Consider the following 12208-nt stretch of genomic DNA (forward strand, 5'->3'; position numbering starts at 1 on the left):
CCTGACAAGGTCAGTCAGCGCGACCGCGGCAGCGGCAGCGGCAGCGGCAGCGGCAGCGGAGGAGAGAAGGTCACTCGATCCCCAACGCCCAGGCAATGACGTTCTTCGCCACGAATCCGAAGATGCCGAAGGCCAGCACGACGAACAGCACGAAGGTGCCGAAGCGCCCCGCCTTCGACTCGCGAGCCAGCTGCGCGATCACGAACAGCATGTAGACGATGAACGCGCCGACGCCGATCGTCAGGCCGAAGCGCGCGATCTGCTCCTCCGTGAAACCGCCGAGCTCAGTCATCGCTGGCCCTCCGGCGCCAGCGCGCGGTACGCATGCCAGCTCGCATGGCCGAGCCACGGCACGATGAGGACCAGGCCGAACAGCGCCGTCGCCAGCCCGAGCCCGACCAGGCCCATGATCAACGCCGCCCACAGCGCGCAGGGGCCCGGGTACTCGACCACCGCGCGCCAGCTCGCCACGATCGCGTCGCCGACGCCGGCCTCGCGACGGTCGACCAGCAGCGGCATCGCGACCACGCTGGAGGCGAACACCGGCGCCGCGAGCAGCCCGCCCATCAGCAGCCAGACCTCGAACAGACCGAACACGCCGGGTGCCAGCATCACGTGGCGCACGAAGTCGATCGGCGCGCGGATCGGCACGCCGGCAAAGCCGGTGATCAGCGCCGCGGAGGTGAAGACCCAGCCGGTGCCGGCCGCCGCCAGCCCGAGGCCGAAGAGCACCAGCCGACGATCGAAGGAACCCCAGATGCCGGCCACCCGCGCCATGCCCGAGGCGCGGCCCAGTTCGCGCGCACGGCTCATCGCGTAGAGCCCGGTCGCCAGCACCGGCGCCACCAGCAGGAAGCCCGAGAAGGCACCGGCGAGCACCCAGAAGCGATCGTGCGCGAGCTTGAACAGCAGCGCGCCGAAGGCCGCGCACAGCACGCCATGGGCCAGGCTCGCCAGCGGCGTGGCCCACAGGTCGCGCCAGCCGGCGGCGAGCCAACCGAAGGGCGAGGCGAGCGTGACGACCGGCGGCGGCGGGTTCATTGGTGCATCCTAACGGCGAGCCCGTCCGGCGCCGGCGAGCGCGCGCCCCACGCCCTCGCCGGCCAGCGTGCCGCGCGTGAAGGCCTCTTCGAAGACCGAGTAGGCCGACAGATCGGCATGCGCAAAGGCGAGCCGCGAGGTCGCGTCGCGCGCCGCCAGCGCGGCCAGCGCCGGATCGCCGCGCAGCCCAGGCGTCGGGATCGCCATCGCGTGGCCGTAGCGCATCAGGTCGATGCGATCGACGCGGCGCGCGATGTCGGCGTGCGCAACGCCGAGGTCCTCGAGCACCGCGCGGGCCCAGTCCTGCCAGGACCGTTGCAGCAGCGCGCCGCGGTTGGCCGCGAGCTCGGCGGCGCTGTCGCCGCCAAGCGCCCAGTAGTGCGTCAGCACGGTGGGGCCGGGACGCGGATCGAGCGTCTGGTGGCGCGCGTCGACATAGCCCAGCGCCGGGCTCGCGTGCAGCACGTTGTCCCAGGCCGGCGCCACGCCGGCGCGCGCCAGCAGCGGCTCGCGCAGGTGCAGGTTGCTCACCAGCCAGGGCGCGTAGCGCAGGTGCGCGGCGGCGGCCGCGAGGGCCGGCGGCAGCGGGTCGATCAGGTGCGCGGCGATGAACAGCGGCAGCGCGACGATCACGCGTTGCGCGACCCAGCGTTCGGGCTCGCCGTCCGCGGCGATCGCCTCGACCTCCACCTCGTGCCGACCGGGCGCGATGCGCCGCACCACGCGGCCGGTGTGCAGCCGTTCGGCGCCGATGTCGGCGGCCAGCCGCCGCGTGAGCCAGGCATTGCCCTCGGGCCAGGTCAGCACGGCGTCGTGCGCCTGCTCGTCGTCCTGCGCGCCGGGCGCGTGAAAGCCGTGCCGGCTCGCGAAGTAGTGGAGGCCGGCCCAGGCCGAGACCTGATGCGCGCCGGCGCCGTAGTCGTCGCGGCAGCAGTAGTCGAGGTACCAGCGCAGCGCCGGGTCGCGGTGGCCGCGCGCGTCGAGCCAGGCGGCGAAGGGCTCGGCATCGAGCGCGGCCAGGCCGGCGCTCCACGGGCTGCGCAGCGTCGGCATCGAGAAGGCCAGCGTGCGCCGCGCCGCGTCGACCTCGTCGGCGAAGCGCCGCAGCGCGGCCAGCGTGGCCGGCGTGGCGTCCTGCAGCGGCAGCAGGCCCTCGATCCACTGCGCGCCCTGCGCGCCGTTCACGAACAGCCGTTCCTGTGGCGCGTGGGCGAGGTAGCGTTCGTCCCAGACGGTGCGGCCGAGTTCGCTGCGCGCCAGGCCCAGCTCGTGCAGCCACTCGCCGAGTTCGCGCGCCTGCGCGCCCGGCAGCGGCAGGTAGTGCGCGCCGAGCGGGCAGTCGATGCCGCCGATGCGGTGGCCGCGCGCATTGCCGCCGACCTCGTCCTCGAGTTCGAGCAGCGCGAAATCGTCGATGCCGGCGCGTTGCAGCGCGCGCACCGCGGCCAGGCCGGCGACGCCGCCGCCGGCAATCAGCACCGAGACACGGCGCGGCGGCCCGCCGGCGACTGGGTCGGATGCCGCGCCGTCGCGCGGCGCATGGCTGTGCTGATCACGCAGCGCATGGCCGCGTTGATCACGCAGCGCATGTCCGCGCTGGTGCGAGGCGCCGAGCCAGCCGCCGTCGAAGCCGGGTTCGGCCGCAGGCCGGCCGCAGCCCGTCAGCGCGCCAGCGCCGAGCGCCGCGGCCAGCAGATCGCGCCGCCTCAATCGTGCACCTTGCCCCACTCGGCCTCGAAGCTGTGGACCAGGCTCTGGGTCGAGAGGCGGTTCGGCTCGGCCTCGACGCGCGCCATGTCGGGCGGAAAGTCGAACAGCGCCGGCAGCCCGTGCGGCGTGAGGAAGCGCAGGCCTTGCGGCCAGTGCGGACGCGCCTGCAGCGCCGCCACGTCGAGTGGCCGGCGGCTGGCGATCACGAAGCCCCATTCGCCAAAGCTCGGCACATGGGCGTGATAGGCGCTGCTGTCGAAGCCCACCGCTTCGAGCGTGGCGGCGATGGTCCAGAAGCTCTTGCGCGCCACCAGCGGCGAGGTGCTCTGCACCACCGCATAGCCCGCGGCGCCGAGGTGGCGATCGACCAGCGCGTAGAAGCTGGTGCTGTAGAGCTTGCCGATCGCGAAGCTGCTGGGGTCGGGAAAGTCGATCACGATGACGTCGAAGCCGGCGTCGGCCGGCTGCCGCTCGAGCCAGCCGAAGGCGTCCTCGTTGACGATCTTCAGCTTGGGCGAGCTCAGCGCGCCGCTGTTGAGCCCGCTCAGCAGCGGGTCGCCGGCGAACAGCTCGGTCATGGCCGGATCGAGCTCGACCAGGGTGACGCTCTCCACCGTGGGGTGCCTCAGCACCTCGCGCACCGCCATGCCGTCGCCGCCGCCGAGCACCAGCACCCGCTTCGGCGCGCCGTGGGCCAGCATCGCCGGGTGCACCAGGGCCTCGTGATAGCGGTACTCGTCGCGCGAGTTGAACTGCAGGTTGCCGTTGAGGAACAGCCGCACCCCGCCATTCGACGCCGTGACCACCACCCGCTGGTAGGGCGACTGGCGCGCGAAGACGATGTGCTCGCCGTAGAAGCGGTCCTCGGCCCAGCGGCTCAGCGCGTCGGCGCCGAGCCAGGCGCCGACCAGCGCCGCCAGCACCAGCGCGCAGGCCAGCACATGGGCGCGCCAGGCGCGCAGCTCGGCGCGGAACAGCCACAGCGACCAGACCGCGACCAGCGCGTTGAGCAGGCCGAACATCACCGCGGTGCGCGTCAGCCCGAGGTGCGGCACCAGCAGCAGCGGGAAGGCGATCGAGACCGCGAGCGCGCCGAGGTAGTCGAAGGTCAGCACCTGCGCGACCAGGTCCTTGAGCGCGTAGCGCTCGCTGAAGTGGCGCTTGAGGATGCGCATCACGAGCGGGATCTCGAGGCCGACCAGGATGCCCACCACCAGCACCAGCGCGTAGAGCGCGACGCGAAACGGCAGCACCGATCCGGCCGGCAGCGAGCCGTGCACCACGAACAGCAGTGCCGGCATGAAGCCGCCGGCCAGCGCCACCAGCAGCTCGATGCGCACGAAGTGCGCCACCAGCTGACGCTCGATGAAGCGGCTGAGCCAGGCGCCGATGCCCATCGCGAACAGGTAGGTGCCGATCACGGTGCTGAACTGCAGCACCGAGTCGCCGAGCAGGTAGCTCGCCAGCGCGCCGGCCACCAGCTCGTAGACCAGGCCGCAGGCGGCGACCACGAACACCGAGACCAGCAGCGCCAGCTCGGCCGGGCGGATGCGCGGCAGCGCGGCGGGCAGGGTCGGCGGCAGGGGCGGAATCACGGCGCTCATGACCGAATCATCGGCGATCGGCGCGCCACCCGAGCCGGGTTGAACCTAGCAGGAACCCGGCGACGCGTGGGCTCGCTTCACCTGTAGGCTGTTCGGCACCGGCGGTCTCGGCCGCGCTTCGGAGGGCATGCGATGCGAAACCGCTTCACGGGCATCCTGTTCGGCATGGTCTTCTGTTTCGCTGGCGGTGCGACGCTGGCGGCAGCTCCCGCTGCACCAGCCGCGACCGCGGCCTCGGCGCCGGCCAAGCCACCGTCCGCGGCCACCACCACCAAGACGCTGGAGCTCGCCAACAAGCCCTGGACCGGGGACTTCGAGCAGATGCTCGAGCGCCGCATGATCCGCGTGCTGGTGCCCTTCAGCCGCTCGCTGTACTACGTCGACCGCGGCCACGAGCGCGGCCTCACGGCCGAGCTGGTGCGCGACTTCGAGCGCTGGGTCAACAAGACCTACAAGGATCGCCTCGACGAGCGGCCGCTGACGGTCTACCTGATCCCGACCACGCGCGACAAGCTGATCAGCGGCGTGGCCAGCGGCCTTGGCGACATTGCCGCCGGCAACATCACGGTGACCGAGGCGCGTGACAAGGTCGTCGACTTCGCCGCCCCGGCCGACGCCAGCGATGTCAACGAGATCATCGCCACCGGCCCCGGCGCGCCGGCCATCGCCTCGCTCGACGATCTCGCCGGCAAGACCGTGCACGCGCGGCCGTCGACCAGCTACTACGAGAGCCTGCTGGCGCTCAACACGCGGCTGGTGGCGGCCGGCAAACCGCGCGTCGTGATCGTGCCGCTGCCCGATGCGCTGGAGGACGAGGACAAGCTGGAGATGCTCAACGTCGGCCTGCTGCAGATCGTCGTCATCGATGACTGGAAGGGGCGCCTCTGGGCCCAGACGCTGCCCAAGATCAAGCTGCACGAGAGCCTGGTGCTGCGCGACGGTGGCCGCGTCGGCTGGGCCCACCGCTCCAACAGTCCGCAGCTGGCGGCCGCGCTCGACCAGTTCTACACCGGCCAGGTCAAGAAGCAGGGCGTCATCGACTACCGCCTGGCCCAGCTCAACAAGCGCGTCAAGCAGCTGCGCAACAACGCCGGCGCCGAAGAGATCAAGCGCTTGGAGCAGACGATCGAGCTGTTCCGCAAGTACGGCGACAAGTACGGTTTCGACCCGATCATGCTGGCCGCGCAGGGCTACCAGGAGTCGCAGCTGCGCCAGGACGCCAAGAGCCATGTCGGCGCGATCGGCGTGATGCAGATCATGCCGGCCACCGGCAAGGAGCTCGCCGTCGGCAACATCGCCCAGATCGAGCCCAACATCCACGGTGGTACCAAGTACATGGACCAGCTGATGACGCGCTACTTCAAGGATGCCGACTTCAAGGGCAACAACCGTTCGCTGTTCGCCTTTGCCGCCTACAACGCCGGCCCCGGCAACATCGCCAAGATGCGCAAGCTCGCGGCCGAGCGTGGGCTCGATCCGGACAAGTGGTTCAACAACGTGGAGATCGTCACCGCCGAGAAGATCGGCATCGAGACCACGACCTACGTGCGCAACATCTTCAAGTACTACACCAGCTACAAGCTGCTGCTCGACGCGCGCGCGGAGCAGCGCCGGGCACTGGAGGCGGTGCAGGGGGCGTCGGCGCCCAAGCGCTGAGGAGAGGGGCTTCGCGACGGGCCGAGGACCGCGGCGCCGAGGCCGACGGCTCGGCCTTGGACTGCACGAGGGACCGGAGCTTTGCGACGGGCATGATCCGGGCCGTGCGCCGATCCGCCGGTCGGCGCGAACTCGCTCAAAGGGAGATCCGATGCCGCTCTGGACCTGGGCCTTTCCGGCCGCCGCAGCAGCCCTGCTGGGTGCTGCGCTGGCGCTGCCGCTCGGCACGCTGCTGGTCAGCGCCTGCGTGGTGGCGCTGATGGGCGCCGTGTTCGCGGCGGTGCATCACGCCGAGGTCGTGGCGCACCGCGTCGGCGAGCCCTACGGAACGCTGGTGCTGGCAGTCGCGGTGACGGTGATCGAGGTCGCGCTGATCCTGTCCGTGATGGTGGCCGGCGGCCCCGAGAAGGCGGGCCTCGCGCGCGACACCATCTTTGCGGCGGTGATGATCATCGTCAACGGCGTGGTCGGCGTCTGCGTGCTGCTCGGCGCGCTGGCGCACCGCGAACAGTCGTTTCGCATCGAGGGCGCCGGCCCGGCGCTGGCGGCGCTGGTCACGCTGGCGACGCTGACGCTGGTGCTGCCGAACTTCACGACCAGTTCGGCCAGCGGCACCTTCGCCGAGTCGCAGCTGCTGTTCGCCGCGGTGGTCTCGTTCGTGATGTGGGCGCTCTACGTCTTCGTGCAGACGGTGCGCCACCGCGACTACTTCCTGCCCGCTGTCGACGACGTCGACGCCCACGCCGCGCCACCGACCAACGCGATGGCCTGGGCCAGCTTCGGCTTGCTGATGGTCTCGCTGGTCGGCGTGGTCGGCCTGGCCAAGATCCTCTCGCCCAGCATCGAGACCGCCCTCGAGGTGGTGCACGCGCCGAAGGCGGTGATCGGCATCGTGATCGCGGCGCTGGTGCTGCTGCCGGAGACCTGGGCCGCGATCCGCCAGGCGCGCGCCGATCGCCTGCAGATCAGCATGAACCTGGCGCTGGGCTCGGCGCTGGCCAGCATCGGGCTGACGATTCCGGTGGTTGCGATCGCCGCGGTCTGGCTCGACCTGCCGCTGGTGCTGGGCCTGGCGCCGACCGAGATCGTGCTGCTGGCGCTGAGCTTCCTGGTCGGCAGCATCACGCTGGCCAGCGGCCGCACGACGCTGATGCAGGGCGCGGTGCACCTCGTCATCTTCGCGGTCTTCGTGTTCCTGGCGTTCGTGCCGTAGCGGGCATCGCTGCGCCGGGGCGGCGGCCTCAGCCGCCGTGCATCGCCGCCGCGATGATGATCGAGATGCCCAGGCACATCGCGCCGACCACGATCGCCAGCGCCAGGTTCTTCTTCTCGACGATCTCGCCCCACAGGTCGTAGGGGGTGAGCTTGTCGATGATCACGAAGCAGAGCCAGAAGACGGCGACGCCGACCAGCGCGAACGCGACCGAGCCGACGAAGACCCCGGGCCGCAGCCATTCGATTCCCATCATGGTCGTTCTCTCCTTCTAGGGTTCATTGGGAGGATGCGCCTACTTGTGGCCACCGCTGCCGCTGCTGTAGCCACCGTAGGCGCCACCATAGCCACCGCCATAGCCACCGGCGTTGCGCGCGCACTGCTGGTACTCGGTGCTCGACTCGCCGTAGGTGCGCCTGAGTTCGGAGCAGTCATCGCGGCCGCAGCGGACCATCGAGAACATCAGCGCGATGAACAGAAAGCCGAAGAACATGAAGGCCAGGCCGCGCCCCTGGCGGCCCGCAGTCGGCTGCACGTCTCGCGCAAAGGCGGGTTGCGCGGACAGGCCGAAGGCCGCGCGCACCGCGTCGGCGCCCAGGGTCTGGCCGGCCGACCAGACCACCTCCTCGCCGGCCTCGCTGCGGGTCTGCTCGCGGTTGAGGCGGCGATTGGCGGTACTGCCGGTCGCGCCGGCGTAGTCGGTGTTGTCCGTCGTCGCGCCGCGCTCGAGCTTCCAGTAGAACTCGCCGAGCACGTAGCTGATCTGGCCGCGGTAGCGCTCGCGCTCGCGGTACTCGATGCCGCGCCATTGCACGCCGCGGCCGCTCGGCGTCGGCGCGCCGCTGATCGTGCGCACCCAACTCCAGCCGTCCTCGGCATCGACGAGGAAGGCGAAGCCGGCCGTCGCGTTGTAGAGCAGGTACTCGCGCCAGAAGAACTGCTCGCCGTCGTCACCCGGGCCGGGCACGGTGTGGCGCTCGACGTAGCCGACCACCTGCCAGGGCAGCGGGTCGCCGCCCCCGCCGTCGTGGATCGCCAGCGTGCCGGTGGCGCCGAGCGGCACCAGCGGCTCGGCGCCGCCGATGCCCGGCGTGTCCTGGCCATAGTGGTTGCGGTTGAGCTGCGCGATGTCGGCGCCCGCGCCTTGCGACACATCGACCACCGCCTTGCACTGGTGGCAGACGATCGAGCGCGTGCTGTCGAGCTTGACCTCGAGCGGCGCGCCGCAGCTCGGGCAGTCGAAGGCGCGGCCCTGGAGCGTCTTCTCGGCCGCGCCCTCGCGCAGCCCGCGCAGCGAGAGCTCGGCAAAGCTCACCGCCTGGCCGATCGACCAGCCCGGCCGCGCCGGGTCCATGTACTCGAGCGTCGCCACCTCGCCCTGCGCGTTGCGCAGGTCGGCGACGACGAAGCCGCCGGCCGGCGCGGCCAGGCGCGGCAGTTCGCCCTCGGCGGCGGCCAGCCGGGCGACCACGACCGAGGCCACTTCCCAGGCCCGGCCGCCGACCAGCACCCTGTTGCCGACTCGCAGCGCGGCGGCCTCGGGCGCCGCTTCGCTCAGCGCGGCATCGAAAGAGAAGGCGTAGGCGCCGTTGTCCTCGCTCAGCCAGGCGCTGCGCGGCTCCTCTGCGGACGGGGCGTCGAACAGCGCATGCCACGCATTCCACGCCGCGTCGGCGCTGCGGTACTGCAGCCGGCCGACCAGCGTGAACGCCAGGCCGCGATGCTTGCCGCTGACGCCGAGCTGCAGCGGCGAGTGATCGTCGAACAGCTCCGCGCTCTGGCCGATGCGGCGCAGTGCCTCGCCCTCGCGCAGCAGCGTGCTCTTGCAGAAGCCGCAGACGGCCGCGCTCGACGCGGCCGAGCGGAACTCGACCGGCGCGCCGCAGTTGGGGCACGCAGAGCGCCAGGCGCGCTGCGGCGTGGGTGGCGTGGAGGCCAAGCGGGAGTCGGGACTCAGTCGCTATCGACGCGCGCGCTCGTGCTCAGACGAGCTTCTTGAGCAACTCTGCCTTCTTGGCGCCGAACTCCTCCTCGGTCAGCAGGCCCTTGGTCTTGAGTTCGCCGAGCTTCTCGATCGTCGCCATCACCTGCTCGGGCGAGAGCGTCGCGGCCGCCGCAGCGGCGGCCTGCGCCGCGGCCGCGGCACCTCCGCCCTGCAGCCCCTGCTGCAGTTGCTGCGCCATCATCTGGCCCATCGCGACGCCGGCGCCGAGGCCGATCGCATCGCCGGCCACGCCGCCACCGCCACCCCCGCCGCCGACACCTTCGGCCAGCTTCGGGATCGCCTGCGCCGTCTGGTACTGCATGAACTTGCCCATGTCGTTGCCGACCATGCCCATGCCGATCTTCTGGTCGAGCACCTTCTGCAGGTCCTCGGGCAGCGAGACGTTCTGCACCGTCACGCCCTCGAGCTTGAGGCCGAGCGCCTCGAAGGCCGGCGCGGTGACCTGCTGCAGCTGCTGCGCGAACTCGACCTGATTGGCCGCGAGGTCGAGGAAGGCGACCTCGCTGGACGCGACCGCGTCGCTGATGTGCTGCAGCATCAGCGCGCGCAGCTGGCCGTCGAGCTCGGCCGCGGTGTAGGCCTCGCGCGTGCCCGAGATCTCGGTGTGGAAGCGCTTGGGATCGGCCACGCGGTAGGCGAAGTTGCCGAAGGCGCGCAGCCGCACCGCGCCGAAGTCCTTGTCGCGGATCGTCACCGGCTGGCTTGTGCCCCAACGCTGGTCGACCTGCTGGCGGGTACTGAAGAAGTAGACGTCGCTCTTGAAGGGGCTGGCGAAGAGCTTGTCCCAGTTCTTCAGGTTGGTCAGCAGCGGCAGCGTCTGCGTCGTCAGCTTGTGCAGGCCGGGTCCGAAGACATCGGCGACCTGGCCCTCGTTGACGAAGACCGCCATCTGCGACTCGCGCACCGTGAGCATCGCGCCGTTCTGGATTTCGCGATCCTGCATCGGGTAGCGCCAGGCGAGCAGGCCGTCGCCGGGCTCGGTCCACTCGATGACGTCGATGAACTGCTTCTTGATGAAATCCATCAGGGCCATGACCAAGTCTCCACGTGGCGTCGCGCGAGGGCACGACAATGCGGGCGCATCATAGGCGGGGTCGAAGCTCCGCTGTTGCCTCCGATGAACAACGCCCAGCACGCACTCGCTCACCATCCGCTCTCGATCGCCGTCGTCGGTGCCGGCCCGGTCGGGCTGGCGCTCGCGCTGCAGGCGGCACAGGCGCTGCCGCAGGCGCGCATCAGCGTCTTCGACGCGCGCCCGGCCGAGCAGGACGTGACGCGCGACGGCCGCACGCTCGCGCTCTCGCTCGGCAGCGTGCAGGTGCTCGAGCAACTCGGCGTCTGGGACGCGGCGATCGAGCCGCATGCGGCAGCGATCCGCGCGGTCCATGTGTCGCAGCAGCAGCCGGCGCTGGTGGCCGAGTTGCTGCCGGCCTGGCTGCGAGAACGCGCCATGGCCTCGGGCGAACCCGAGGTGCTGATCGAGGCCGCCGAAGTCGGCGTCGCGCAACTCGGCGCGGTGCTGCGCTACGGCACGCTGGTGGCGCCCTTGCAGGCCGCCTGGCTCGCCGCCGTCGAGCGCGAGCCGCAGCGGCTGGCGGCGCGCTTCGGCGTCAAGGTCGAGGCGCTGAAGAATGTCGCCGGCGGCGTCGAGGTCGACGCCGGCATCGCCGAGCTCTTCGACCTGGCCGTCGTGGCCGAAGGCGGCGTGTTCGCAGATCAGGCGCGCAAGGCCGTCACCCACGACTACCGCCAGACCGCCTGGGTCGGCCAGTTGACGCTGGCGCGGCCGCTGGGTGGCCTCGCGGTCGAGCGCTTCACGCCGCAGGGGCCGGCCGCGTTGCTGCCGCTGGCGCCTTCGACCGACGGCCTGCATCGCGCCGCGCTGGTCTGGTGCGTGACCCGCGACGACGACCCGGTGCGCGCCCTCGACGACGTGCAACGGCTAGCGCTGCTCAACACGATCTTTCCGCCGCGGGTGCCGGCCATCACCAGCCTCACCCGGCTCAAGGACTTCGCGCTCGGGCTCAACGCCGAGCGCACGCTGGTCGATGGCCGCCAGGTCCGCATCGGCAACGCGGCGCAGACCCTGCACCCGGTCGCCGGCCAGGGCCTCAACCTCGGCCTGCGCGACGTGCACGCGCTGCTGATGGCGCTGCGCGATGCGAGTGACGTCGACGCCGCCCTGCGCCGCGTCGAGTGGCAGCGCGCGCCCGACCGCTGGAGCCTGATCGCCGCCACCGACTTCCTCGCCCGCAGCTTCACCTGGAGCGCGCCGGGGCTGAGCACCGCACGCGGGCTGGGGCTGGCGGCGCTGCAGGCGCTGGGACCGGCGAAGCGCCTGGTGGCCAGGCGGATGATGTTCGGGGCGCGCTGACCGGATCGACCCGCAGGCCTTCGTCCCGGCATCATCTCGTTGCCGATGGCTTGACCGACCTATCGATCTGCTGTCGGTCGGCCGGCAACATCGAGTGCCTGATGCTCGGGCGCCTTGTTCTGGCGCCACCAGGCCAGCATCGCGTCGAAGGAGCCGTTGAACTTCTTCTTCTTCAACTCCTCGGTGAGCCTGCTGCAGGCCGCCGCCGTTCCCATGTCGATCAACTGCTTGGTCGCGGCATGGTCACAGACCCAGAAGGCTCTTTCGAGCTCGGCATGCGTGCCAGCCGTCGCATGCACCGCCAACGCCTGAGGCGCCTGCTCTCGCGCCGAACTGCTGAAGCCAAGGCCACCCAGCACCGCTCCCACGGTCAGCAGCACGGCGACATGGGTGGAGGTGGCGAGGCGGCGGTCGACTGAAACGAAATCCTGTGTCATGGTGTTCTCCTTGGCTTGTGCCGGGGAGCGAAAGTTCCCGCTCGGCACAGGACCCAGGGGCATGCGGCGTGCCAGCCCGGCCCCTCGAAAAAGTCCCAATGAATCAAGAGCTTGCACATGGGAGCAGGCAGCACGCGCCGCCAAATGCGGCGGCGCCGTCAAGGGTGA

At 71.1% G+C, this 12208-nt stretch carries 11 protein-coding genes; 3 read left to right on the plus strand and 8 right to left on the minus strand.

Translation table 11 applies throughout. The features are described from left to right. Positions 1 to 70 precede the first annotated feature (70 nt). From EV670_RS06685 to EV670_RS06700, 4 genes are read right to left on the minus strand one after another with little or no spacing between them, the layout of a single operon-like run. Positions 71 to 292 carry a DUF2788 domain-containing protein gene (locus EV670_RS06685; protein ID WP_130431065.1) on the minus strand — a complete coding sequence of 74 codons (222 nt, stop codon included), beginning with the start codon at positions 290 to 292 and terminating at the stop codon, positions 71 to 73. Next, positions 289 to 1041: a DUF2189 domain-containing protein gene (locus tag EV670_RS06690; protein ID WP_130431066.1), complete on the minus strand. Its 753-nt coding sequence runs from the start codon at positions 1039 to 1041 to the stop codon at positions 289 to 291. The genes EV670_RS06685 and EV670_RS06690 overlap by 4 nt, the downstream gene beginning before the upstream one ends. 9 nt (positions 1042 to 1050) lie before the next feature. After that, a complete protein-coding gene (locus EV670_RS06695) occupies positions 1051 to 2751 on the minus strand; it encodes an FAD-dependent oxidoreductase (protein ID WP_130431067.1) in 1701 nt (566 codons plus the stop codon). Beyond that, positions 2748 to 4355 carry a polyamine aminopropyltransferase gene (locus EV670_RS06700; RefSeq protein ID WP_130431068.1) on the minus strand — a complete coding sequence of 536 codons (1608 nt, stop codon included), beginning with the start codon at positions 4353 to 4355 and terminating at the stop codon, positions 2748 to 2750. The genes EV670_RS06695 and EV670_RS06700 overlap by 4 nt, the downstream gene beginning before the upstream one ends. 132 nt (positions 4356 to 4487) lie before the next feature. On the opposite strand from EV670_RS06700, the gene EV670_RS06705 reads away from it, so the two are divergent. Continuing rightward, on the plus strand, positions 4488 to 6011 hold the full coding sequence (locus tag EV670_RS06705; RefSeq protein ID WP_130431069.1) for an MltF family protein: 1524 nt from the start codon (positions 4488 to 4490) through the stop codon (positions 6009 to 6011). Between the two features lie 151 nt (positions 6012 to 6162). Beyond that, the gene (locus EV670_RS06710) at positions 6163 to 7224 is read left to right on the plus strand and encodes a calcium:cation antiporter (protein WP_130431070.1); all 1062 of its coding nucleotides are present in this window, start codon (positions 6163 to 6165) and stop codon (positions 7222 to 7224) included. Positions 7225 to 7252: 28 nt separating this feature from the next. Here the strand turns inward: EV670_RS06710 and EV670_RS06715 are convergent, their stop codons facing one another. Genes EV670_RS06715 through EV670_RS06725 form a run of 3 tightly spaced genes read right to left on the minus strand, consistent with a single transcriptional unit; the run spans position 7253 to position 10262 of the window. After that, positions 7253 to 7477: a DUF350 domain-containing protein gene (locus EV670_RS06715; protein WP_130431684.1), complete on the minus strand. Its 225-nt coding sequence runs from the start codon at positions 7475 to 7477 to the stop codon at positions 7253 to 7255. 42 nt (positions 7478 to 7519) lie between these two features. Beyond that, positions 7520 to 9163, minus strand: a complete 1644-nt coding sequence (locus EV670_RS06720) for a DUF4178 domain-containing protein (RefSeq protein ID WP_130431071.1) — start codon at positions 9161 to 9163, stop codon at positions 7520 to 7522. 43 nt (positions 9164 to 9206) lie between these two features. Then, complete coding sequence (locus EV670_RS06725; RefSeq protein WP_130431072.1) at positions 9207 to 10262, minus strand: SPFH domain-containing protein; 1056 nt, start codon at positions 10260 to 10262, stop codon at positions 9207 to 9209. Positions 10263 to 10346: 84 nt separating this feature from the next. Here EV670_RS06725 and EV670_RS06730 point away from each other — a divergent pair, with 84 nt between their 5' ends. After that, a complete protein-coding gene (locus EV670_RS06730; RefSeq protein ID WP_130431073.1) occupies positions 10347 to 11603 on the plus strand; it encodes an FAD-dependent monooxygenase in 1257 nt (418 codons plus the stop codon). A gap of 59 nt (positions 11604 to 11662) precedes the next feature. Here EV670_RS06730 and EV670_RS06735 read toward each other — a convergent pair whose 3' ends face one another. Then, complete coding sequence (locus tag EV670_RS06735; protein ID WP_130431074.1) at positions 11663 to 12040, minus strand: hypothetical protein; 378 nt, start codon at positions 12038 to 12040, stop codon at positions 11663 to 11665. Between the last annotated feature and the right edge of the window lie 168 nt (positions 12041 to 12208).

Origin of the sequence: Rivibacter subsaxonicus (assembly GCF_004217215.1) — a bacterium.
In the GTDB taxonomy this organism is placed as follows: Bacteria; Pseudomonadota; Gammaproteobacteria; order Burkholderiales; family Burkholderiaceae_C; genus Rivibacter; species Rivibacter subsaxonicus.

What these genes read in the sequence shown, in the direction of transcription:
- EV670_RS06685 (WP_130431065.1), bottom strand. Translation starts at nt 292, where the DNA reads ATGACTGAGCTCGGCGGTTTCACGGAGGAGCAGATCGCGCGCTTCGGC.
- EV670_RS06690 (WP_130431066.1), bottom strand. Translation starts at nt 1,041, where the DNA reads ATGAACCCGCCGCCGCCGGTCGTCACGCTCGCCTCGCCCTTCGGTTGG.
- EV670_RS06700 (WP_130431068.1), bottom strand. Translation starts at nt 4,355, where the DNA reads ATGAGCGCCGTGATTCCGCCCCTGCCGCCGACCCTGCCCGCCGCGCTG.
- EV670_RS06705 (WP_130431069.1), top strand. Translation starts at nt 4,488, where the DNA reads ATGCGAAACCGCTTCACGGGCATCCTGTTCGGCATGGTCTTCTGTTTC.
- EV670_RS06710 (WP_130431070.1), top strand. Translation starts at nt 6,163, where the DNA reads ATGCCGCTCTGGACCTGGGCCTTTCCGGCCGCCGCAGCAGCCCTGCTG.
- EV670_RS06715 (WP_130431684.1), bottom strand. Translation starts at nt 7,477, where the DNA reads ATGGGAATCGAATGGCTGCGGCCCGGGGTCTTCGTCGGCTCGGTCGCG.
- EV670_RS06725 (WP_130431072.1), bottom strand. Translation starts at nt 10,262, where the DNA reads ATGGCCCTGATGGATTTCATCAAGAAGCAGTTCATCGACGTCATCGAG.
- EV670_RS06730 (WP_130431073.1), top strand. Translation starts at nt 10,347, where the DNA reads ATGAACAACGCCCAGCACGCACTCGCTCACCATCCGCTCTCGATCGCC.
- EV670_RS06735 (WP_130431074.1), bottom strand. Translation starts at nt 12,040, where the DNA reads ATGACACAGGATTTCGTTTCAGTCGACCGCCGCCTCGCCACCTCCACC.